The sequence below is a fragment of the Roseibium sp. genome, assembly GCF_050301095.1.
Lineage (GTDB): Bacteria > Pseudomonadota > Alphaproteobacteria > Rhizobiales > Stappiaceae > Roseibium.
Genome location: NZ_JBNKYW010000028.1, coordinates 1 through 21,606, shown reverse-complemented (window position 1 = coordinate 21,606; position 21,606 = coordinate 1). Strand labels below are relative to the sequence as shown.

The window sequence follows — 21,606 nt, the reverse complement described above, 5'->3', positions numbered from 1 at the left end:
GTACGGTATTTCCGTACGCGTCGGAAAAAACCGGTATTCCTGACCCGGTGTTCATCAGCCTTACTTGAGAACAGAAACCCGTTTTCAAGCGGAGCGCCTAGCCGGAATACTCAGAAAGACCGCCGAAATAGTAATTTTTTCCCGGAGTTTCGCCGTTCGCACTGATCCTGGGCAAATTTAATCAATTTAAAGACCAGCGGCGGCGGCAAGAAAAAAACTCGCCACCGCCTGAAGAAATTATTCCGCTGCGGATTCCAGAACCTGTTTTGCGTCCAGGTCTGCGGCATCGTGCCGCTCCGGAACCTGCTCGTGATCGTCGCCCCAGGTACGGTTGACCTTGCGTCCGCGCACGACGGCCGGACGCGCGTCGATCTTCTGCGCCCAGTTCACGAGGTGCTTGTATTCGTGAACGGAGAGGAATTCCGCCGCATCGTAGGACCGGCCGAGAACCATGCCGCCATACCAGGGGAAGATCGCCATGTCGGCAATCGTGTAGTCGTCACCCGCGATATAGGGCCGTTCGGCAAGCGTCTTGTCCAGAACGTCCAGCTGGCGCTTGGTTTCCATGGTAAACCGGTCGATGGGGTATTGGAACTTTTCCGGTGCATAGAAATAGAAGTGGCCGAAGCCGCCGCCGACATAAGGGGCGGAGCCCATCTGCCAGAACAGCCAGTTCAGGGTTTCGGTGCGGGCGGCCGGATCTTCGGGCAGGAACGCGCCGAACTTCTCCGCCAGATAAAGCAGGATGGATCCGGATTCGAAAACCCGCGTCGGTGGCGTGGTGCTGGTGTCGACAAGGGCGGGGATCTTGGAATTCGGATTCGCGCCGACGAAGCCGCTGGAGAACTGGTCGCCTTCATTGATGCGGATCAGCCAGGCGTCATATTCCGCGCCCTCAAAGCCAAGCGCCAGCAACTCCTCCAGCATGATGGTGACCTTGACGCCATTGGGCGTTGCCAGGGAATAGAGCTGCAGCGGGTGCTTGCCCACCGGCAGGTCTTTCTCGTGGGTGGCGCCGGACACCGGACGGTTTATATTGGCAAACTGGCCGCCGCTAGGTTGTTCCCACTTCCAGACTTTTGGGGGGATGTAAGGAATGGTTTCGCTCATGAAATTCAGTCTCCGGAACAGGGCAGACAGGATCAGACGTGACGAAAAGGATGGATCGTAATATTCCGATACATCGCAATCTTACGATTAGATAAGCTGCCTGTTCCGTTTTGACTAGGGGGAAAAGCTTCAATTCCTCCAGAAAAATGCCAATAGTTGGCCAAGTTGCTGTGCAAATTCACTTTTTTCGAGTGGAACTCACAAAATTTCTCACATGAGGTCCTCTTCGAAGGGAAACTGGGACAGAATTTCGACGCCGGTGTCGGTGATGAGCACCTGCTGTTCCAGCTTCACCCCCTCCCTGGCGCCTTCCGCTCCTATATAGCTTTCCACGCAAAGGGTCATGCCCGGTTCGATGGTGCCGTCATAACCGGCGTCCGGAAAATCCCCGTGATGGTAAAGGTACGGGTACTCGCCTGTCATGCCGCAGCCGTGCGCGGAGAGATAATAGCGGTTGGCAAAATATGTTTCCGGAATGTCCCAGGCCCTGTCGGCATAATCGCGGAAGCTCAGGCCGGGCTTGAGGATGTTCAGGTTATGATGCACCTGCTCAAAGGCGACCTTGTAGAGTTCGCGCTGCGCGTCCGTCGGCTTGTCCGGCCCGGAATGGAAGGTTCTGGAAAAATCGGCGTAGTAGCCGTGACAGCCGACGACATCCGTGTCGAGCGCGATCAGTTCGTTTCGGCCGATGACGTTGTCTGAGGTTTCCTGAAACCAGGGATTGGTGCGGCTGCCGGCATTCAGGAGCCGCGTTTCCACATAGTCGCCGTTCTGTTCGATGACCGACTTGTGCAGCACGGACCAGAGCTCGGCTTCGGTGAGGCCCGGACGGATTGCCTCGCGCAGCTTGCCGACACCGATCTCGGTGGCGCGCAGCGAGGCGAGGACGCATTTCATTTCTTCCGGCGACTTGATCGCACGCGCCATTTCCACCGGCTCCTGCGCATCGGCGATGCGCAACCCTTTTTCCTTCAAGGCAATTGCGGTTCCTGCGTTCAGCCGCTCCAGGCCGACGGTGGCATCCTTCAAACCGGTCAGTTCGTGCACGAGGTCCGCCATTTCCGCAGCCCATGCCCTTTCCCGTTCAGCAATATGAGGACCGGCGGCAACGAAACTTGCCGTTTTGGCCGGACGGACCTCGTCGACGGTCTCAAAGCCTTCGCCCAGGTGCAGGCAGCCGGTGAATTCGAACAGGATGGACCGGTCTTGCGTCATGAGCAGATAGCGCGAGGGGGCGTTGCGCATGGAAAAGACCTGCATGTTCCGCGTGCCGGTGGCATAGCGGATGTTGATGGGGTCGGACAGGATCACCGCATCGATGTCATATTCCGCCATCTTTTGCCGCACCCGCTGCTGCCGGTAGAGACGCACGGCCTTGAGATCGATTCCCGCTTGCTCCGGTGTCCGGTCCAGCTGAGCCAGTCCGACAAGGTCGCTCCGTTCCGCGTGCCAGTCCAGTTCGGCCATCAAGATCCCTCCAATTCGACTTTGAGGAATAATGACATCTGCTGATCCAACAAAAAGGCTGGAAAAAGTCGAAGCTAAGGATAACCTGAGGGAATGCAAAGCTATCGCAAATCCCTGCCGCCGCTCGACACGCTGGTTTTTTTCGAGGCCGCCATGCGGCATCAGAATTTCACCGAGGCGGCCGACGAGCTGTTCGTGACACAGGCTGCCGTGTCCAAACGTATCCGGCAGCTCGAGACCTGGTTGGGCGTGGACCTGTTCGAACGGGCGGGGAGGCGGCTGGTGCCGACAGAAGCGGGTTCCTATCTGGCGGAAAAGGCAGGTATGACGCTGGATTACCTGGATCAGGCCCTGCGCACGCTCAAGATGCCGGAGCGGCCCACGGTCCGGATTGCCTGTGTCACGGCTCTCGGGGCATTCTGGTTGCAGCCGAAACTGAAGGATTTCGCCTTGTCGGAGGACGCTTGCCTGTTAAACTTGGCAACTGCAGACGATCTCGGTGACCTTTTGCGTCCGGAGCATGATCTCGTCATTCTGCACGGTGACGGACGTCTTCCCGGCTGGTCGACGCAGCTCCTGTTTCTGGAGGTGTTGGTACCGGTCGGGACCCGTGACGTCATTTCCGCCGTGCAGGCGGGCGAGGCGGACGGCAAACCGCCGCTGCTTAACTATCCCCGGCTGGCCCCCAACTGGATCGATTGGCCGGGGTGGATACAGAAAACCGGGCGAACCGAATTTCTGTCCTATCCGGCACAGCTCTGCACGACCTACAACCAGTCCATTGGCCGGGCCTTGAAAGGGCAGGGACTTGCACTCGGTGCCCTGCCGCTGCTTGGGGACGAGATCGACAGCGGCCGGCTCGTACCGCTCGACAGCGCAACACTGTCGACCGGCAAGGGCTACTACATCGCCTGGCCGGACATGCGGCCGCTTGGCGGCGAGGCCGAGCGGTTGAAATCGGTCCTTACCAGAAAATAGACAGGAACCGCGCTTCCTGACCTGTCCAATGCCGGCAGATGCTCTTTCAAAGTGTTTCGGAGAAGAGAATTGCCGGCTTCTGCTGGACGGCAGGCAGGTTCGGAGAAGTTGTCTGGTTGTGCTGTTTTTGTGGCTCAATTTTTACGATCAGGAATTGGTTGAAAACCTTCTGGCTGCATGCTGATTGATTGATTTTCAACAGAAAGTCCCGTTGTGTTGAATGGACGATGGTCGAATGACGAGATGAGTTGCCGAAACCGTGAGAAGCATTGGCCGAAGAGCGACAATAATTGGTCTGATCCTCATGTGTTTCAGTACGAAGGTGGTCGCTGAGCCCAGGACCATTCGCATCGCTGCCATCGACTGGTGTCCCCAGATTTGCCCTCAACAGGACGACGAGGGCTATATTATCGACATTGTGAGGGAAATTTTCGAGGCCGGACCCTACAGGCTGGAGATCGAAATCTACCCGTGGTCGCGTGCCATTCAGTATGTCAGGGCGGGAAAGGCCCATGCGTTGTTGTCACCCGCAAAAGCAGAGGCGCCCGACCTTGTGTTCCCCGAACAGGAAGTCGGCCGTCAAAGGATGTGTTTCTTTGTGCTCAAGGACAGTCACTGGAAATTTGACGGTACCGCTTCTCTGGAAGGCCATCTGACTGGCGTGGCATCGGATACTTCTGTTGAAGAGCTGAACCAGTTTATCAACGACAGGGGGGATCTGTTTTTCAGGCAGCCCTATAGCGATGAATACATCGAAGACAGCGTGAACATGCTCTATGCAGGGCGGATAAACAGTTTCTTGTTCACCTACAACACGACCCTTCACGCGATGCGGGCAATGGGCGTGGAGGAAGACATTCGTTCCGCAGGTTGTGTCTCGGACGCGAAGATCTACATGGCGTTTTCGCCCTTGCCCGGTCTGGCGCCGGAAGTGCGGGAAATGACGGCCTTCTTTGACAAGGCAATGACGAAGTTCAAGGCGGCCGGCCGGTGCGCCGAAATCATGGACCGATACGGACTGGCCGATTGGAGCGCGCCCGAGGACGGAAGCGGATCTTATACCAACCGCGATTGATAGAATTCACCGATGGGCTTGGTACCAGGCGCACGCCCGGTACCGGGGATGATCTTCTGCCGAGTGGGGGGCAATTTCCGCCATCGGCTTGACCGGTTGCCAAATCAGCCGGTGGAAACATCGTTTCCTACGACCGCACCACATAGACCGAGCAGTTGGAGTGACGCACGACCCGTGCCGCATTCGGCCCGAGCAGGAATTCCTTCAGTGCCGGCTTGTGCGCGCCGATCACGATCAGGTCGGTCCCGGCCTGTGCGGCGACCTCCAGAATTTCCTCATAGATGGATCCGGTGGAAACGATATGCCGGACGCTCTTGTTCCGGTCTTCGCCCAGCACATCGCAGACCATTTTGGTCAGGGCTTCCCGGGTCTTGGAAACCATCTCTCCCTGAAAGTTCTCGTCGAAGTAGGACCCCACCAGCGTCATGCCGAAATTCGGCACCACGGTAATGACATCAAGCTGGGCATCATCGAGACGCGCAAGCTTGTCGGCTGTTTTCAGGACCTCCTTGTCGCTCTCATGCGACAGGTCGATGGCACATAGAACGGATTTTACGGTCATGCCGGCACTCCTTCCTTGCGGCCCGCACGGCTACGTTGCAGCAGGTAAACCAGAAACACCAGGACAAAGCCTGGAATGAACACGAGCTCCTTGGGAAGCTGCGCGATCTTGATCCGGGCGGACTGAACGACGACCGGCTGATCGGCGTAGAAGTCGTAATTGCCGAGGGTCTCGAAGTACGGTGTGCCGGCGAAGGGCTCTTCCAGCTTCACTGCGCCGTCTTCGTTCAGAACGGTGAGGCCCAGTGCTGCCAGGCGTGCCTCGCCGCCATCTTCCGTTCCGGTCGTCAGAACGATTGTCTTGTCAACGCTCTGTCCGGTGTCGAAGTCGGGCCCGTTGACAATGATCCGGACTTCTTCACCAGACGGTGCGTTCCCGATCGCCTGCACGAGCTGGGCGGGCTGGACGGCTTCATAGGGCGGCTGGATCCTGTCCATGAAGAAGTCCGGCCGGAACAGCACGAAAGAGGCCAGAATGAGCGCGATGCTTTCGTAGATCCGGCTCTTGGTGATGAAATGGCCCATCGTGCCGGCCGTGAAGACCAATATCGCGATTGTCGCGACGACGAAGACGGTCACGCCCTGGTACCAGGTCACGTCGATCAGCAGAAGATCCGTGTTGAAGATGAACACGAATGGCAGCGCGACCGTTCTGAGCGAATAGAAGAAGGCCGTGAACCCGGTCTTGATCGCGTCCCCGCCCGAGACCGCGGCGGCGGCGAAGGAGGCCAGTCCCACCGGTGGCGTCACATCCGCCATGATGCCGAAATAGAAGACGAAAAGATGCACGGCGATCAGCGGCACAATCAGGCCGGACTGGGCACCGAGTTCGACCACGACCCCGGCCATCAGCGAGGAAACGACGATGTAGTTGGCCGTTGTCGGCAGCCCCATTCCGAGAATGAGGGACAACATGCCGACGAATACAAGCATCAGGATCAGATTCCCGCCGGAGATAAATTCGACGAGATCCGCCATTACCTGGCCAATGCCGGTCAGCGTCACCGTGCCGACGATCACGCCGGCGGTCGCCGTGGCAAGGCCGATGCCGATCATGTTGCGGGCGCCGTCGATCATGCCGTGGGCCAGATCGTTGATGCCTTCCTTGAAGGCTTCGGCGCGTTCGCTCTCTCCCCGGAACAGAGCCTTGATCGGGCGTTGTGTCAGCAGGATCACGAAGAGCAGGGCCGTCGCCCAGAAGGCGGAGAGGCCCGGGGATTTCTGCTCGATCATCAGGAAATAAACCAGCACGACGATCGGCAGCAGGTAGTAGAGGCCGGCCTTGTAGATTTCTCCGATGTCGGGAAGCTTGATGTCCTGGGCGTTGGGGTCGTCCGGATGCAGGTCTTCAACACTGGCTGCCAGTTTCAGAAGGACGAGATAGGCGACGAAAACGAGAACCGCGAGGATCCAGCCTGCGCCGTCCGGCACGGCGGCGGCGATCCAGCCGACCGGATATTTGATGCCGTAGCACAGCGCCGCAAACCCGGCAAAGAAAGCCATCATTCCGATGATGGTGCGCAGGGTTGACACCGTCTTGTGCCCTATGGTGGGCATATTCCGCTTAACGGCTTCCAGATGCACGATATAGACAAGCGCGATGTAGGAGATGACCGCGGGCAGGGCGGCGTGGGTGATCACGTCCACATAGGAGATGCCGACGTATTCCACCATCAGGAAGGCGGCGGCCCCCATCACCGGCGGCATGATCTGACCGTTGACCGAAGAGGCCACCTCGACGGAGCCGGCCTGTTCGGAGGTGAAGCCGACCCGTTTCATCAGCGGAATCGTGAAGGTGCCGGTGGTCACCACGTTTGCGATGGAGGAACCGGAGATCAGGCCGGTCGCGGCCGAGCCGACAACGGCGGCCTTGGCCGGGCCCCCCTTCAGGTGACCGAGTGCGCCGAAGGCCATCTTGATGAAGTAGTTGCCCGCGCCCGCCTTGTCCAGCAGGGCACCGAAGAGCACGAACAGGAACACGAACTTGGTCGAGACGCCAAGGGCGATGCCGAACACGCCTTCGGAGGTGATCCACATGTGGCTCATCGCTTTTTTCAGCGAGGCCCCCTTCCAGCGGATCACTTCCGGGACCCATTCGGAAGAACCGAAGAAGACATAGAGCAGGAAGACCGTGGCCACTCCAGCCATGGCGGGGCCGAGGGTACGGCGCGCCGCCTCGAACAGGACAATGACGCCTGACAGGGCGAACCACATGTCGACATCGTCGGCCAGGCCGCCATTGTCGACGATCTTCTGGTAGAAGAAATAGCCATATAGAGCGATGAAGGTGCCGTACAGGGCAAGGAACCAGTCCTGGATCGGAACATGATGGCGCGGGCTGCTTTTCAGGGCCGGGTAGGCCATGAAGGCCAGGAACATGGCGAAGGCGAGATGAAGCTGGCGGCTGTTGTTGATCACGTCGGCCGGCAGGACATTATAGACAATGGGAGACGCCAGAAGAACCTGGAAGGTCGACCACAGAAGGGCAACGCCCGCCAGCAGCATGCCCACCGGGCCGGCCGGGTTCCGCGAACCGGAATCGGACGCGGCGACAATTTCCTGAAGCTCTTCTTCGGACAGGCCCTGACCGGACGTCTTCAAGTTTGCCTGGTTCTGTTCCGACATGAATATCCCCCCGGGTCAACCGGCTGATGCGCAGTGCCGGTTCTCTCCAAAAACCGGTCCGGACGGCACTGGCCGTTCGGACGATCGTCAATCCTTGCAAGAGCGCTTGTCCGGCCCATGAAAACATCCGGGCCTGCGCTTTGAAACGGGCCCGGATATGATCCGGGCCCGTGACGTAGAAAAGGCCTTACTTAATCCAGCCTTTTTCCTTGTAGTATTTTGCCGCGCCCGGATGCAACGGAGCGGACAGACCGTCGGAAACCATTTCCTCCGGCTTCAGGTTTGCAAATGCCGGATGCAGTTTCTTGAAGTTGTCGAAGTCTTCGAACACCGACTTGACGAGCGTGTAGACGGTATCGTCGTCGACGTTCGCGGAGGTGATGAAGGTCGCGCCGACACCGAAGGTCTTGGCGTCCTGATCGTTGCCGCGATACATGCCGCCCGGAATGGTGGCCGTGCGGTAGTAGCTGTTGTCACCGACCAGCTTGTCGACGACCGGGCCTTCGACGTTCACCAGAACGGAGTCGCAGGCAGTCGTTGCTTCCTGGATCGAGCCTGACGGGTGGCCGACGGTGTAGACCATGGCGTCGATCTGGTTGTCGCAGAGGGCTGCGGACTGCTCGGCCGCCTTCAGCTCGGTTGCCTGGGCGAAATCGTCTGCTGTCCAGCCCATGGCTTCCATCAGCACTTCCATGGTGCCGCGCTGGCCGGAACCCGGGTTGCCGATATTGACGCGCTTGCCCTTCAGGTCTTCGAAGTTCTTGATGCCGCTGTCGGCGCGGGCGACGACGGTGAACGGCTCCGGATGCACCGAGAACACGGCGCGAAGTTCTTCGAACGGACCCTTTTCCTCGAACTTGGAGGTGCCGTTGTAGGCGTGATACTGCCAGTCGGACTGGGCAACACCGAACTCCAGCTCGCCTTCACGAACCGTGTTGATGTTGTAGACGGAGCCGCCGGTGGATTCCACCGAGCAGCGAATGCCGTGCTCCTTGCGGCCCTTGTTGACCAGCCGGCAGATCGCGCCGCCGGTCGGATAATAGACGCCAGTCACACCACCGGTGCCGATGGTGATGAATTGCTCGGCGGATGCGGCGCCGGTGAAGGCGATGCTGGTCGCCAGAACGGCGCCTGCAAGGTTCAGTTTCATCAACATTTGACTAGGCTTCCCTCTTGTTGAATTTCTCTGCTTCCAGTGCGGCCATGCCGCCCTAGACGTTTTCAAACTCGTCGAGCAGGCGATTGTGCCTGTCGACCTCCTGGATCCGGGCTTCCGCCTCGGCTCCGGCTCGCGCGACCAGCATGCCCGTAATGGTTTCAATGAGCACGAGCGTGGCCGCGTAAGACGAAAAAAAGTGAGGACTTTCAGTGCGCTGGATGAAGTGAAAGTCCGCGAATTGCAACCCTGGAAAGGCGTGGCTGTCGGTGAGGACCACCACTTTTGCACCGTTTGTTGCCGCCACTTCCGCGGCGCGGACCGAGCGGTGCGCATAGGGGTGCTTGGAGATGATGAGGACCGTATCCTCCGACGAGACGCCCGCCAGTGTGCTGCCCAGGGTCGCTCCGTTGCGTCCGGCCACGACCCAGCGGTCATCGAACCATTTGGCAAGATATGCGAAATAGTCCGTGAACCCCGCCGAGGCGAGTGCGCCGATCAGAATGATCTTGCGGGATTTTTCCAGGCATTCGACGGCGGCCTCCAGCACCTGCGGATCGATATCGTCGACGAGTGCCCTGATGTTGTCGATACAGGCCGAGACCTGCCGTGGCAGGAGCGGTTGATCGGCATCGGAGCGCAGCCGCCGCGCCTTGTCCTGAAACGTGTTCTCGCCACGCCGGCTCAGCTCCGAGCGGGCCTGCTCCCGAAGGGCCTCATAGTCCGGAAACCCCAGCGCACGGGCAAGCCGGGTGTAACTTGCCGGCGAAACGCCGCTGGCCGAGGCGACCGAGCGCAAACTGCGGGTCGCGATTTCCACCTGATTGTCGGCAATATAGTCCGCGGCGACGCGCAACGTATCGCTCAACTCGGCGTAATTGGCCGAGATGGCAGTGCGGATACTCGGCTGGTTCCGGGATGGCGAAATGGTTTCCATCCGGTTACTGTTTCATTTGTTTTTTTGAATGTCAAACACTGAAACAAATGTTTCGCTGGCAAAACCCTGTAGCTTCTGCCTAGGGCCGGACCTGCGGACCGGAAGCCGCTCCTTGCCATATCCGCCCGGTCCCGCGAATTGCCGCAGCCCGGTTAATTCTGCCTAAACCCGAGGGGCGCCCCGGCACCCGGCCGGGACGATTGGGTAGGGGCTGAAGTGCTCATACAGCCTGAAGCGTATAGACCGAGAACAGACCGTCCTTGTCGCTGTCCCGGTCCAATACCCGCCAGCCGCCTTCATTGGCAATGCCGGTGAAGGCTTCTTCGCTGTATTTGTGGGAGTTCTCCGTGTGGACCGTTTCGCCGGCAGCAAAATCGATCCGCGTTCCGGCAATGGACACGCTCTGGTCGCGCAGGCTCTCCAGATGCATTTCCACGCGGCTCTCCAGCCCATTCCACACAGCCCTGTGGGTGAAAGACGCCAGGTCGAAATCGGCGCCGAGTTCACGATTGATCCGTTGCAGGAGGTTCTGGTTGAAGGCGGCGGTGATACCGGCCGGGTCGTCATAGGCTTCGATCAGCACTTCTTCCGCCTTTGGCCGGTCGACCCCGACGATCATGGTCGATTCCGGCATGATCTTCCGGATGTTTCCGAGAAGCTGCGCGGCTTCCGCCTTTTCGAAGTTGCCGATCGTCGAGCCCGGAAAGAAAACGACAACTGGCAGTTCCGGCAGGAGGGGAAGCTGGCCGAGGGGCTGGGTGAAATCGGCCGCCACCGGAATGACCGCGAGCGAAGGATAGGCCCTTCGCACCTTTTCGGCAGCCGTCTTCAGGTGGTTCGCGGAAATGTCGATCGGCATATAGACGGACAGGTCCGGAAAGGCGCCGAGCAGAAGATCGGTCTTGCGGCTGGAGCCGCTGCCAAGCTCGACCATTGCTCCGCGAGTGCCGGGCAGGCGGGCGTATTTCCGCCGGTTCTGTTCCAGGATGGCCAGCTCCGTACGGGTCGGATAGTAGGCGTCAAGCTCGGTGATGGCCTCGAACAGATGCGAGCCGACATCGTCATAGAGCCACTTGCTGCTGATGGTTTTCCGCCCGGCCGTGAGACCGGAGAGGATTTCGGTCCTGAACGTTTTGTCAGGCGATACGGGGGGGACGTGTTTGGTCATTTGTCGGCCGCCAGTCTGAGGCCCAGCATCTGCCAGCGCTGGTGCGGATAAAAGAAAGTGCGATAGGAGGGGCGCATCTGTGCTTTCGGCGTGGCGCAGGAGCCGCCGCGCAGCACCATCTGGTTCACCATGAACTTGCCGTTGTATTCGCCGATGGCACCTTCGGGCGGCGTGAAGCCGGGGTAGGGGGAGAAGGCGCTGCTGGTCCACTGCCAGACATCGCCCCAGAGGCCGGGTTTGCCCGGGCGCGGCATCAGGGAGCCGCTTTCCAGGAAGTTGCCCTCGATCGGCTTTGTCGCCGCCGCCGCTTCCCATTCGGCTTCTGTCGGCAGGCGGTGTCCGGCCCAGCGGGCAAAGGCGTCGGCCTCGTAGTAACTGACATGAACCACCGGCGCAGCCGGGTCCACCGGACGTTTGCCCTGTAGCGTATAGGTCCACCAGGTGCCGTCCTGCCGCCACCAGTAAAGCGGTGAATCCCAGTTGTTCTTCTCCCGGACCGCCCAGCCTTCCATCAGCCAGAGGGGCTGGGTGTCGTAACCGCCGTCTTCCATGAAGGCGATCCATTCACCGTTGGTGACGGGTCTGTCCGCAAGACGGTAGGGCTCCAGCCAGACCTTGTGGCGCGGGCCCTCGCAGTCATAGGCGAAACCGTTACCGTCATGGCCGATCTCGACAAGACCGCCATCAAGGGTGCTCCAGCCGGTTTCCTCCGCGCCGCTGACAGGCGCGGGCCTGGGCTCGATATAAGCGGGTAGCAACGGGTTGTAGGAAAAGGCGTGCAGAAGATCGGTGACCAGCAGTTCCTGGTGCTGCATTTCATGATGGCACCCGAGCGTGATCAGGTCTTCCAGGCGGTGCCTTTCCAGGGTGAAAGCGTCACGGGAAAGGCCCTCGCGCAGGGCGTCCTCGATATGGGCACGGTAGTCCATGACCTCCGGAACGCCGGGACGGGAGAGCAGGCCGCGCCGGGAGCGCGTGTGCCTTGGACCAGCCTGCACGTAATAGGAATTGAAGAGCACCGCGAACCTGTCGTCCTTCGGCCTGTAACCGGGAAGCGAAGGTTTCAGGATGAATTCTTCGAAGAACCAGGTCGTATGCGCCAGGTGCCACTTGGGCGGGCTGGCATCCTCCATGGATTGCAGCCCCATGTCCTCGTCGGTGAGAGGCGCCGCCAGGTCGAGGGTTTGGGCCCTGACCTCGTCAAATAGGTTCAGGGCAGGCGATGCCGTCAACGGCTTTGTTCGCCCTTCCGGGTAAGTCATAAGGATTCCTCCACGTGCGAACCGGCTTTCATGCCTCCGTCCGGTCCTGTGTTTGCCGCCAGGCGGGGTGTAGGTAAGGGGCGTTTCGGCTTTTCCAATGACGGAAATTGCAAGGGGGCTGCGCAAAAATGCACCGCGCAACCACTGTTGACGGGGATGTTGACGAAAATAAACATTATTTAGAAAAGTCAGAAAATCTTTCGAATGGTGATCTAAATTGCAAATCATTGTTTTAAATGAACAAAATGACTTGCGCTCGTGTGGGCGCTGCTTCCTGCAGCTGCCAGGCAGTGTATGGAAAGCCTCCTGACAGGGTGTGTCAGGAGCTTTGACAACTGCTATTCACATCGATGTGAGGGCGCCTGGAAGGACACTGGCGTGTCCCGCCTGATGCGTCCATTGCCGGCCTGCGGTCAAAGTGGTGTCCTCACGCGGTGGAGGGGGCCGTCGTTCCCTTCAACATTGTGCTCTTGTCAAGTTAGGGCAATTGTCCTAAGTGTAGGTCGAGTGTCCTAATCGCGGCTGGAGGCAACCGGCCGTGGAAGCAGGGAAGGGAGCAAGGATGGCAAAGGCAACGCGGCAGCAGATCGTCGAAGCGGCCGACAATCTCTTTTACAGCCACGGTTATGTTCAAACCTCCTTCGCGGACATTGCCGCGGCGGTGAAGATTTCACGCGGAAACTTCTATTATCATTTCAAGACCAAGGACGAGATCCTGGACGCTGTCATCGACAAGCGCCTCACCGATCGCGAAACCCTGTTGGCCAAATGGGACGAGACGTCGTCCAGCCCGGCTGGCCGCATCGAATGCTTCATCAGGATCGTCATCGTCAATCAGGCGAAAATCATGGCCTACGGCTGTCCGGTCGGCACCCTGACTACCGAATTGGCCAAGCTCGACCATGCCTCGACGGACAAGGCAAACGAGATCATGACCCTGTTCCGCGACTGGCTCATACGTCAGTTCGAAGCGCTGGGCTGTGGCGGTAAATCGGAAGAAAACGCGCTGCACGTCCTCACCTGGAGCCAGGGCGTCGCGACGCTCGCCCAGGCCTTCAAGGACGAAGCCTATGTCCACCGGGAAGTTGACCGCATCCTGGAATGGCTGGCCGGCATTGTTCGCGAAGCGCAGCAGGCGGGCAACTGAACGGACCTTGGAAAACCTGTCGACAAGATACCAAACGGAGACCAGCATGTTTGTCGTCACACTGACATTCTCAGAACAAAAGGCCCGAGCCGGTGAGCTGATGGAGGGTCACAAGGCCTGGATCCAGCAAGGCTTCAACCGGGGCATCTTCCTGATGGTCGGCAGTCTGCAACCGAACCGGGGCGGCGGCATCCTTGCCCACAATGTCTCGCGCGAGGATCTGGAAGCCTTTGTCGCAGAAGACCCCTTTGTCGCCGGGAACGTTGTCGTGGCTGACATTCTCGAGATCACGCCCGCCCGCCTGGACGACCGGCTCGGGTTTCTGGCGGCGTGACCGCCCTCAAGCGTTGCTGGTCGATGCCGGCGCCGCCAGTGCCCTCTGCGAAAAACAGAATGCTGTTCGCCGGGCACGCTCGGCGGTTGCCTTGCACACCCGTTTGATGGCACTGCTTCTCCTAAAGACAAAGTCAACGGATGAAGCGCCGTGCCCGACGGGATGAAGGGCGCTTCCTGGGAGGTGCAATGCCCGACTTCAGAGGCTCCATTCCGGCACTCGTCACGCCCTTCAGGGACGGCAAGCTGGATTTCGAGGCGCTCGAGCGCCTTGTCGAATGGCACATCGACGAGGGCAGTCACGGCCTTGTCGCGGTGGGCACCACTGGCGAGAGCCCGACCGTCTCCAAGGACGGGCACAAGGAAGTGATCAGGCGGGTGGTGGAATTTGCCGCCGGCCGCATCCCGGTCATTGCCGGGACGGGATCGAACGCCACCGCGCAGTCCCTCGACATGCTGCAATTTGCCGAAAACGCGGGTGCGGACGGCGCGCTGATCGTCACCCCCTATTACAACAAGCCGAACCAGGCAGGGTTGCTCAGCCACTACAAGGTCCTGCACGACAACACCAACATCCCGATCATCCTCTACAACATTCCGGGCCGCTGCGTGATCGACATCCTGCCCGAGACGATGGCGGAGATGGCGCGCTGGCCCCGGATTGTCGGCGTCAAGGACGCGACGGGCAGCATGGAGCGGGTCAGCAAGCAGCGCGCGCTGTGCGGCAAGGATTTCATCCAGCTCAGTGCCGAGGACGCCGCCGCGCTCGGCTTCAACGCCCATGGCGGTTCGGGCTGCATCTCGGTGACCGCCAATGTCGCGCCGCGCCTGTGCGCCGAATTCCAGGAGGCCTCGCTGTCGGACAACCTGGAACTGGCCCGGGAGTATCAGGACCGCCTGCTGCCCCTGCATGAGGCCCTGTTCCTGGAGCCGGCCGCCGCCTGCACCAAATACGCCGTTTCAAGACTGGGGCTGTGCTCCGATGAGGTTCGCCTGCCCTTGACCCCGGTAACGGCGGAGACCAGAGCGGCGGTTGACCGGGCGATGGAATTCGCCGGGCTGCTGTAGGGGCAAGTCAAGACGGCCGCGTCACCGCTGGTCGTGACGGCAGGGCCGGGCATCCCACTCTGAAGTCATCCCGGCTTGTTCGGGGATCTATTGGCCTTTCCAACTTCGTATGGTCAGTGAAAGGGGCCTTGAGCGCGCAGCGTATTCGCTCGGCCAACCACGACTTCTCCGGAAATGAGTAGATCCCCGATCAAGTCGGGGATCACCGCGGTTGATTGCACATTGCCTTGAGCCGAGCGTCGCGTTCGGGCAACGCCGAGGGAGGCTTTAATCGAAACCTTCGGAAAAACGCAGTACAAAAAAGGCGCCCCGAAAGGCGCCTTCTGATTGGTGTTTTCCGAGGAATTACTGAACCCGCGGATAGAGCGTTTCGATCTCGCCGAGCTCGCTGTCACCCTGAAGCTTGTCAAGTTCCGGTGTCCAGGGGCAGGCGACTTCCGGCGCGTTAAGCATGGCAAGCGCCTTGCCGGCGGAGGCCGGGATCACCTGGGTGAGCGCTTCCATGACGATGCGCAGGCAGTCGAGCGTCACATAAATCACCGTCTGGCAGCGCTCTTTGGTTTCCTCGTTCTTTATGAGGTCCCACGGGGCCTGCTCGGCGAAATAGTTGTTCATCTCGTCGGCAATCGTGATGATCGACTGCATCCGTGCCGGGATCTCGGCAAGGTTGATCCACGCGCCCATGCCCTGCGTTGCCTCGACCACGGCCTTGCGGATCGCCTCATCTTCGGCGGAAAGCGGACCCGGCGCCGGCAGCTTGCCGTCGAAGCGGGCCTTGGAGAACTTGGCGGCACGCGACAAAAGGTTGCCAATCTTGTTGCCGAGTTCGCTGTTGTAGGCCTGGGTGATCAGGTCGACGGAGATCTGGCTGTCGCTGTCGGCGCGCATGTGCCGGGCGAGGTACCAGCGCAGCGCATCGACGCCGAGCTTTTCGATCACCTCGATCGGATCGACCACGTTGCCGATGGACTTCGACATCTTCACGCCGCCGGCCCCGACCCAGTGGCTGTGTACCGAAAGCTTCTTCGGCAGCGGCAGACCGGCGGCCATCAGCATGATCGGCCAGTAGACGCCGTGCGGCTTCAGGATGTCCTTGCCGATCAGGTGTTCGCACTCGGCCCACCAGGTCTCGTAGCCTTGGTTCGGCCAGTCGACGTTGGTCAGGTAGTTGGCGAGTGCATCGAACCAGACATAGGTGACGAAGTCCTGGTCGAACGGCAGTTCGATGCCAAGGGTGACGCGGGTTTTCGGCCGGGAGATGCAGAGGTCTTCCAGCGGCTCGGCCAGCATCTGCTTGAGTTCGTTCCTGAAAGCCTCCGGCTGCACCCAGTCCGGATTGTCGGCAATGTGCTGTAGCAGCCGCTCGCGGAAGGGCTCCATCTTCAGGAAGTAGTTGGTTTCCTCCGTCTGCTCCACCTTCATGGTCGGATGCAGCGGGCACTGGCCCTCTTCGGTGAGGTCAGACTCCTTCTTGAACTCCTCGCAGCCCTTGCAGTAGGTGCCGGTGTAGTTCTTCTTGACGATCAGGTCCTTGTCGAAAATCGCCTGCTCCATGCCGGCGACAGCTTCCTTGTGACCGTCGCGGCTGGTGCGCACGAAATAGTCGTAGGCAACGTCCAAACGATCGAAGACATCGCGGAACTCCTTGCCGCGCATGTCCAGGAATTCCTCGACCGGCATGCCGAGATCGGCTGCCGCTTCCTGGTTCTTCTGGCCATGCTCGTCGACACCGGTGGACAGCATCAGCTCGTATCCGAGCGCCTTGCGGTTGCGCTTCAGGATGTCGGCCATGACGGACGTAAAAGCGTGACCGATGTGCGGAGAACCGTTGACGTAGTAGATCGGGGTCGTGATGTAGCTTTTCATCCAAACGCTTTCGAAATGTCTGGGCGGTGGCAAGTCAAAATTGACTTATCCCGGCTGGCCCGCCGGTCCGCCATGAGAGGTGCGAGCTATATTTCACACTCACGGGCTCAAGAAAAGCCCCGGCCTCTGGAAAAGGCCGGGGACTCCTTGAATATATAGGCTTTCTGTCAAGACCGGGAACGTCACCCGATCAGCCAGATCCCGCCCAGTACGAACAGCGCCAGGAATGCCGTCTGGGTGACCACCATCCAGATGGCCGGTCCACCGACTTCCAGCAGCTTCGGAATGGATGTCTTCATGCCGACGGCAGCGATTGCCGCCAGCAGGGCCCAGCGGGAAATATGTCCGGCGGCATCCTTCAGCATGTCGGGGATCAGCCCGAAGGAGTTGAGAGCCGCAAGCACCAGAAAGGCCACCACGAAGGCGGGCATGATGGGCGGGCGGGCAGCTCCCGGTTCCGAGTGCTTGCGCAGGATCAGCGCGGCAACGAGCACGATGGGCGCCAGCATGGTCACGCGGATCAGCTTGACCAGAGTGGAGAGGTCTCCGGTATCCTCGGAGATCGAAAAGCCCGCACCGACCACCTGGGCGACGTCGTGAATGGTTCCGCCCAGGAATACACCGGTCGCGTCCATCGAAAGGCCGAGGGCACTGGTCAGGATCGGATAGAAGATCATGGCAAGGGTCGAAAGCACCGTCACGGTGATCACCGTGAAGGCAAGATCGCGCTCGGCATGGTCGCGCTTGGGCAGGATCGAGCCGATGGCCATCGCCGCCGAGGCCCCGCAGATCGCGACCGCGCCACCGGAGAGGAACGAAAACAACTGGTCCCGCCCGAAAAGCCGGCCGATCAGCAGCGAGAAGCCGATGGTGGCAAGCACCCCAAGGATCACCAGCGCCAGGAAAGGCAGACCGAGTTGTTGCACCATCTCCACGCTGATGCGCACACCGAGCAGGGCAACGCCGACGCGCAGCAGCGTGCGGGCGGCAAAGCTGATGCCTTCGCTGGTGCGCGGTTCTTCGGAGAGGAAATTGAGCGGCATGCCGAGAAGGATCGCCATCAGCATGGCGGGCGCGCCGTAGTGCTCGTTCAGGAACTGGGCGGCCACCGCCACGAGCCCGGCAATCGCTATGCCGGGAAACAGCTGATTGGCCCGGTCCTTCAATGGTTCCACCATGAAACGCTCTAAGTCCTTGTTCTTGATTACCTGTCGACCAGCAGCCCGCTCGGAACCGTCAGGGGAATGCCGAAGGGCGGGTGGGTAACGGAGACGGTTCCGGTCAGGGCTTTCAGAAAAGCCACCAGATCGGAAACCTCCCCGTCGGAGAGGGTGAGAGGAGCAATATCCCTGAAACGGGCCTGCCGCGCCATCTCACGAGCGTCATTCCAGACCACAAAATCGATGGCCGACAGCCAGGAGGCTTCCGGAAGGCGGGCCGCCTCCGGCCGCCATTGGCTCAGCATGCCGTCGGGGTCGAGATGATGACGCACGATGCCCTCCAGTGTCGGATAGGCGCCGTTGTGGCCGTATGGCGCGGTCAGTTCCACGTTGCGCAACATGGGCGTGCGGAAGCGGTAGGCGTCCTCGAGCCGGTCGGATTCGCCCATGACCCCGACATCGCGGACCATCGGGTCGAACCGGCGGGTGCGGCCAGGGCCGAAAGGCGGCAGGCCGAGCGCATGGAACTTCTGGTCGCTGAGCAGCTTGCCTGCATGGCAGCTCGCGCAACCGGCCTTGCCGTAGAAGAGGTCGAGGCCGCGTTTCTGTTCGCTGATCAGCGCGCTTGAGTCACCGGCAAGATACCGGTCGAAGGGGCTGTCGAAGCTCTGCCACTCGGTTGCCTGAAACGCGGCGAGCGCATTGGCGATCTCGACGATCGTGACTTGTTCCGGCTTGTCGATATGATCGAAGGCCGCGACGAACAACCTGCCGTATTCCGGGATGATCCGCACGCGTTTGGCAAGGATCGGCCAGGCATTGTCGATCCGGTCGTGGATGGCTCCGGCAACCTCGTTCTCCTTCGGGTTGCCTGCCATCTCGAATTGGGCCGTGACGGGAAACACCGCTTGCGCGGCGAGCAGGGAATTGAAGCCGTCCGGCAGCCATTCCTCCGCCGGCGAATTGAAGCCGTTCTCGAAGGTGTCCGCGATGGAAAGCCGCCCGTCGTGAAAAAGAGTGTGAAGCTCTTTTGCGCCCAAATTCCAAAGGCCTGGCGCGTTTCGCGGAATCCGTTTCTTAATGCGGCTGTCACCGGTACCGGGCGTGCGCTCCGGTCCGAGGCCTGCTCCACCCTCGCCAATGCCGAGCGATAGCCGGTCGCCGGTGCCCAGCCGTGGGTGATGGCAGGTGGCGCAGGCGATATTCCTGTTGCCGGACAGGATCTTGTCGTAGAACAGGAGTTGCCCGAGTGCGGCCTGCTCGGCGTCGAAGGCAATGAAATCTTCAGGCGTCAGCGGTTCGGGTAACTGTGTACCGAACGCCGGTACGGCAACACACAAGAACAGAGGGACCAACGCGATCCGATGAAGACCCAGTTGAAAGCCGCCCTTCTTGCCCTGACGCTTTTCACCACGCCGGCCCTTGCCGAAATCGAAGCGGCGAGGGATCTGATGGAGGCGGGCAAATACGAGGAGGCGATGAAGGAACTGTGGCCGGCGGCCCGGTCCGGAAACGCTGATGCTGAGGAATTGATCGGCGTCATGTACGCCATGGGACTTGGCGTCGAACGCGACGACCAGCGGGCCTTCGAATGGTATCTCAGGAGTTCCATGAAAGGCCATCCCGGCGCCCAGTCCGGTGTAGGCTGGTATTATGAGGTCGGCCGGGGCATGCCCGCGCCGGACCTTGTCAGGGCCTACATGTGGTACACGCTCTCCGCCATCGGGGGCGATCCCGACGCCGCGATCTCTCTGGAAGAGGTGGTCAAGAAAATGACCAAGGAAGAGATTGAAAAAGCGCATGTTCTTGTCGGTGATTACAAGGTGTGGATGTATCCGTTCAACTGAGGGAGCGGATCGGAACCTCAACGGAACTCAACTCAATTTTCGTCATCCCGGCCAAGCGAAGCGCGAGCCGGGATCGGGGAGCCGAAAGCTCAATCGAATTGTGTAATTCATACAGTCTGATGACTCTCCGGTCCCGGATCTTCGCTGCGCTTCGTCCGGAATGACGAATGAGAGTTTATTGGCAGGAGCCCGGCCAAGGCCAGGCTCCCTCGTTTCCTGCGAAAGTCAGTTCAGGTCGGCAGACCGGTCGGCGTTGACGTCTTTCTCCGCCGCCGCAACGGCTTCTTCCAGCGCGCCGAAGATTTCCTCGCCGCGGCCGACGTTGGCCTTGAACCAGTCGTAGACCGGGGAGGCGGCTTCCTTGAAGGCCGCTTTCTGTTCCGGGGTCGGGACATACAGATCGCCGCCGCCGGCCACGAAGTCCTCATAGGCCTTGATGGACTTGCGCTTCGGAGAGGCGAAGGTCGCCTGCTGAAGGGCATAGAAGCCATCGACCACGACCCGGCGCAGGTCTTCCGGCATGGACAGGAACTTCTCGTTGTTCATCCACCACAGGGCCCCCATGTAGGCATGCCCGTCGAGCGTGACGTATTGCAGGCCCGCATCGGGAAACTTCATGCCCATGATGTCGGTGATGCCGTTCTTGGAGCCTTCGACGACACCGGTCTGGAAGGAGGTGAACAGCTCCGGCCAGGGGATCGGGGTCGGCGATGCGCCGAGGGATTTGACCAGTTCCTGCGGCAGGTCGGCGACAACGGTGCGGATCTTCAGGCCTTCCAGATCGGACGGCATTGCCACACGGCGCTTGGTGTTGGCGAAGTTGCGCCAGCCACCGGTGTTGCCGATGGTCATCAGGCGGATGGAATTGTCACTGTCCTCCAGCGCCATCTGACGCATTGTCCGCGTGAATTCGCCGGACAGAACATGTTCGGCGATCCGGTCGTCGCTCATCATGTAGGGCAGGTCGAGAACCTGCACATACGGGAAGATGCCGGAGGCGCCGCCGGAGGTGGAGATGTAGATGTCGATGGCGCCGCCCGCGACGCCCTGCAGGCACTCCGCGCCGTTGGAGCAAAGCTGCGTGCCGATGAAGAGTTCGACCTCGATGGCGCCGTTGGAGGCGGATTCCACGAAGTTCTTGAAGACGACAAGACCGTCATAATCCTCGTCGTTTTCGTTGGAGTTGGCCGTGGCCCGCAGCGTATAGTCCGCGGCTGCGGCGCTGAGCGCCGAGCCGGCGAGCATCGCCGCGACGGTGAGTGTCTTGAGGGCAGTTTTGAGCATGTGGTTCCTCCCATTCAAAGCTCAGGATCAGTTGGCAAATCCGGTCCAACGCGGAATCGTCATCGAAAGTGCCGGGATGTAGGTGATCAGGAAGATCACCGCGACCTCCACCGCCAGAAACGGCAGAATGGCCTTGGCTATGGTTTCGACCCGTTCCCGGGAAACCGAAGCCGCAACAAAAAGCACCAGCCCCATCGGCGGCGTGGCCAGACCGATGGTCAGGTTGACGCTCATGATGATGGCGAAGTGGATGGGATCGACGCCCATGGAAACGAAGATCGGCCCGAGGATTGGCCCCAGAATGATGATCGCCGGGCCAGCATCCAGGAACATGCCGACCACGAAAAGCAGCATATTGATCAGGAACAGCAGGATCAGCGGGTTGTCGGACAGCGTCAGCACGAACTCCGCCATGATTTCCGGCGCGTGGCTGAGGCTGACGACCGTCTTGAAGGCCATGGCGGCGCCGACCAGCAGCAGGACAACGGCAGACGTTATGCCGGCCCGGCTCAGAACGCCCGGAATTTCCTCCGGTTTGATCGAGTGCAGAACGAAGAAACCG

19 protein-coding genes are annotated in these 21,606 nt (G+C 60.3%); 6 read left to right on the top strand and 13 right to left on the bottom strand.

Translation table 11 applies throughout. The features are described from left to right. Positions 1–237: 237 nt before the first annotated feature. Entirely contained in the window at positions 238–1,110 is an 873-nt protein-coding gene (gene yghU / locus ACQY7U_RS01865) for a glutathione-dependent disulfide-bond oxidoreductase (RefSeq protein WP_428641390.1), read from the bottom strand. Positions 1,111–1,320: 210 nt separating this feature from the next. Continuing rightward, positions 1,321–2,577: a M24 family metallopeptidase gene (locus ACQY7U_RS01860; RefSeq protein ID WP_428641388.1), complete on the bottom strand. Its 1,257-nt coding sequence runs from the start codon at positions 2,575–2,577 to the stop codon at positions 1,321–1,323. A gap of 93 nt (positions 2,578–2,670) precedes the next feature. On the opposite strand from ACQY7U_RS01860, the gene ACQY7U_RS01855 reads away from it, so the two are divergent. Together ACQY7U_RS01855 and ACQY7U_RS01850 are read left to right on the top strand one after the other, a co-directional pair. Then, positions 2,671–3,555 carry a LysR family transcriptional regulator gene (locus tag ACQY7U_RS01855; RefSeq protein ID WP_428641387.1) on the top strand — a complete coding sequence of 295 codons (885 nt, stop codon included), beginning with the start codon at positions 2,671–2,673 and terminating at the stop codon, positions 3,553–3,555. Positions 3,556–3,859: 304 nt separating this feature from the next. Continuing rightward, positions 3,860–4,630 carry a substrate-binding periplasmic protein gene (locus ACQY7U_RS01850; protein ID WP_428641385.1) on the top strand — a complete coding sequence of 257 codons (771 nt, stop codon included), beginning with the start codon at positions 3,860–3,862 and terminating at the stop codon, positions 4,628–4,630. Positions 4,631–4,757: 127 nt separating this feature from the next. On the opposite strand, the gene ACQY7U_RS01845 is transcribed toward ACQY7U_RS01850, so the two are convergent. The 6 genes from ACQY7U_RS01845 to egtB all read right to left on the bottom strand — a co-directional run bounded on the left by ACQY7U_RS01845 (position 4,758) and on the right by egtB (position 12,339). Then, positions 4,758–5,192, bottom strand: a complete 435-nt coding sequence (locus ACQY7U_RS01845; RefSeq protein ID WP_428641383.1) for a universal stress protein — start codon at positions 5,190–5,192, stop codon at positions 4,758–4,760. Continuing rightward, positions 5,189–7,816 carry a TRAP transporter permease gene (locus ACQY7U_RS01840; RefSeq protein WP_428641381.1) on the bottom strand — a complete coding sequence of 876 codons (2,628 nt, stop codon included), beginning with the start codon at positions 7,814–7,816 and terminating at the stop codon, positions 5,189–5,191. Before ACQY7U_RS01840 ends, ACQY7U_RS01845 begins: the two co-directional genes overlap by 4 nt. A 187-nt stretch (positions 7,817–8,003) precedes the next feature. Further along, positions 8,004–8,972 carry a TAXI family TRAP transporter solute-binding subunit gene (locus ACQY7U_RS01835; RefSeq protein WP_428641379.1) on the bottom strand — a complete coding sequence of 323 codons (969 nt, stop codon included), beginning with the start codon at positions 8,970–8,972 and terminating at the stop codon, positions 8,004–8,006. A 55-nt stretch (positions 8,973–9,027) separates the two neighbouring features. Next, positions 9,028–9,909: a MurR/RpiR family transcriptional regulator gene (locus ACQY7U_RS01830; RefSeq protein ID WP_428641377.1), complete on the bottom strand. Its 882-nt coding sequence runs from the start codon at positions 9,907–9,909 to the stop codon at positions 9,028–9,030. A 220-nt stretch (positions 9,910–10,129) separates the two neighbouring features. After that, complete coding sequence (gene egtD, locus ACQY7U_RS01825) at positions 10,130–11,077, bottom strand: L-histidine N(alpha)-methyltransferase (RefSeq protein WP_428641375.1); 948 nt, start codon at positions 11,075–11,077, stop codon at positions 10,130–10,132. Next, complete coding sequence (egtB, locus tag ACQY7U_RS01820) at positions 11,074–12,339, bottom strand: ergothioneine biosynthesis protein EgtB (protein WP_428641374.1); 1,266 nt, start codon at positions 12,337–12,339, stop codon at positions 11,074–11,076. The genes egtD and egtB overlap by 4 nt, the downstream gene beginning before the upstream one ends. Before the next feature lie 562 nt (positions 12,340–12,901). Here egtB and ACQY7U_RS01815 point away from each other — a divergent pair. The 3 genes from ACQY7U_RS01815 to dapA all read left to right on the top strand — a co-directional run bounded on the left by ACQY7U_RS01815 (position 12,902) and on the right by dapA (position 14,887). Further along, positions 12,902–13,486 carry a TetR/AcrR family transcriptional regulator gene (locus ACQY7U_RS01815; RefSeq protein WP_428641372.1) on the top strand — a complete coding sequence of 195 codons (585 nt, stop codon included), beginning with the start codon at positions 12,902–12,904 and terminating at the stop codon, positions 13,484–13,486. 46 nt (positions 13,487–13,532) lie between these two features. Next, positions 13,533–13,820 (top strand): YciI family protein, encoded by a 288-nt coding sequence (locus tag ACQY7U_RS01810; protein WP_428641370.1) that lies wholly within the window; start codon positions 13,533–13,535, stop codon positions 13,818–13,820. Positions 13,821–14,008: 188 nt separating this feature from the next. Continuing rightward, positions 14,009–14,887 carry a 4-hydroxy-tetrahydrodipicolinate synthase gene (gene dapA / locus ACQY7U_RS01805; protein WP_428641368.1) on the top strand — a complete coding sequence of 293 codons (879 nt, stop codon included), beginning with the start codon at positions 14,009–14,011 and terminating at the stop codon, positions 14,885–14,887. Between the two features lie 345 nt (positions 14,888–15,232). On the opposite strand, the gene metG is transcribed toward dapA, so the two are convergent. From metG to ACQY7U_RS01790, 3 genes are all read right to left on the bottom strand, one after another. Next, positions 15,233–16,753, bottom strand: coding sequence for a methionine--tRNA ligase (gene metG, locus ACQY7U_RS01800; RefSeq protein WP_428641366.1), 1,521 nt, complete (start codon positions 16,751–16,753; stop codon positions 15,233–15,235). Between the two features lie 182 nt (positions 16,754–16,935). Next, positions 16,936–17,931 (bottom strand): YeiH family protein, encoded by a 996-nt coding sequence (locus tag ACQY7U_RS01795; RefSeq protein ID WP_428641364.1) that lies wholly within the window; start codon positions 17,929–17,931, stop codon positions 16,936–16,938. A 26-nt stretch (positions 17,932–17,957) separates the two neighbouring features. Beyond that, a complete protein-coding gene (locus ACQY7U_RS01790) occupies positions 17,958–19,253 on the bottom strand; it encodes a cytochrome-c peroxidase (RefSeq protein WP_428641362.1) in 1,296 nt (431 codons plus the stop codon). Positions 19,254–19,277: 24 nt separating this feature from the next. Between ACQY7U_RS01790 and ACQY7U_RS01785 the strand changes: the two genes are divergently transcribed. Next, positions 19,278–19,760, top strand: coding sequence for a tetratricopeptide repeat protein (locus ACQY7U_RS01785; protein ID WP_428641360.1), 483 nt, complete (start codon positions 19,278–19,280; stop codon positions 19,758–19,760). Positions 19,761–19,985: 225 nt separating this feature from the next. On the opposite strand, the gene dctP is transcribed toward ACQY7U_RS01785, so the two are convergent. Together dctP and ACQY7U_RS01775 are read right to left on the bottom strand one after the other, a co-directional pair. Beyond that, positions 19,986–21,044 (bottom strand): TRAP transporter substrate-binding protein DctP, encoded by a 1,059-nt coding sequence (dctP, locus tag ACQY7U_RS01780; protein ID WP_428641359.1) that lies wholly within the window; start codon positions 21,042–21,044, stop codon positions 19,986–19,988. A gap of 27 nt (positions 21,045–21,071) precedes the next feature. Beyond that, a partial coding sequence (locus ACQY7U_RS01775; RefSeq protein WP_428641357.1) for a TRAP transporter large permease subunit occupies positions 21,072–21,606 on the bottom strand: 535 nt, incomplete at its 5' end.

Excerpts from the sequence above, each read along its gene's own strand:
- ACQY7U_RS01785 (WP_428641360.1), top strand. The coding sequence starts at position 19,278 with ATGAAGACCCAGTTGAAAGCCGCCCTTCTTGCCCTGACGCTTTTCACC.
- egtD (WP_428641375.1), bottom strand. The coding sequence starts at position 11,077 with ATGACCAAACACGTCCCCCCCGTATCGCCTGACAAAACGTTCAGGACC.
- ACQY7U_RS01795 (WP_428641364.1), bottom strand. The coding sequence starts at position 17,931 with ATGGTGGAACCATTGAAGGACCGGGCCAATCAGCTGTTTCCCGGCATA.
- ACQY7U_RS01855 (WP_428641387.1), top strand. The coding sequence starts at position 2,671 with ATGCAAAGCTATCGCAAATCCCTGCCGCCGCTCGACACGCTGGTTTTT.
- ACQY7U_RS01810 (WP_428641370.1), top strand. The coding sequence starts at position 13,533 with ATGTTTGTCGTCACACTGACATTCTCAGAACAAAAGGCCCGAGCCGGT.
- ACQY7U_RS01845 (WP_428641383.1), bottom strand. The coding sequence starts at position 5,192 with ATGACCGTAAAATCCGTTCTATGTGCCATCGACCTGTCGCATGAGAGC.
- ACQY7U_RS01850 (WP_428641385.1), top strand. The coding sequence starts at position 3,860 with ATGTGTTTCAGTACGAAGGTGGTCGCTGAGCCCAGGACCATTCGCATC.
- egtB (WP_428641374.1), bottom strand. The coding sequence starts at position 12,339 with ATGACTTACCCGGAAGGGCGAACAAAGCCGTTGACGGCATCGCCTGCC.
- ACQY7U_RS01815 (WP_428641372.1), top strand. The coding sequence starts at position 12,902 with ATGGCAAAGGCAACGCGGCAGCAGATCGTCGAAGCGGCCGACAATCTC.
- yghU (WP_428641390.1), bottom strand. The coding sequence starts at position 1,110 with ATGAGCGAAACCATTCCTTACATCCCCCCAAAAGTCTGGAAGTGGGAA.
- ACQY7U_RS01840 (WP_428641381.1), bottom strand. The coding sequence starts at position 7,816 with ATGTCGGAACAGAACCAGGCAAACTTGAAGACGTCCGGTCAGGGCCTG.
- ACQY7U_RS01830 (WP_428641377.1), bottom strand. The coding sequence starts at position 9,909 with ATGGAAACCATTTCGCCATCCCGGAACCAGCCGAGTATCCGCACTGCC.
- dctP (WP_428641359.1), bottom strand. The coding sequence starts at position 21,044 with ATGCTCAAAACTGCCCTCAAGACACTCACCGTCGCGGCGATGCTCGCC.
- dapA (WP_428641368.1), top strand. The coding sequence starts at position 14,009 with ATGCCCGACTTCAGAGGCTCCATTCCGGCACTCGTCACGCCCTTCAGG.
- ACQY7U_RS01835 (WP_428641379.1), bottom strand. The coding sequence starts at position 8,972 with ATGTTGATGAAACTGAACCTTGCAGGCGCCGTTCTGGCGACCAGCATC.
- ACQY7U_RS01860 (WP_428641388.1), bottom strand. The coding sequence starts at position 2,577 with ATGGCCGAACTGGACTGGCACGCGGAACGGAGCGACCTTGTCGGACTG.
- metG (WP_428641366.1), bottom strand. The coding sequence starts at position 16,753 with ATGAAAAGCTACATCACGACCCCGATCTACTACGTCAACGGTTCTCCG.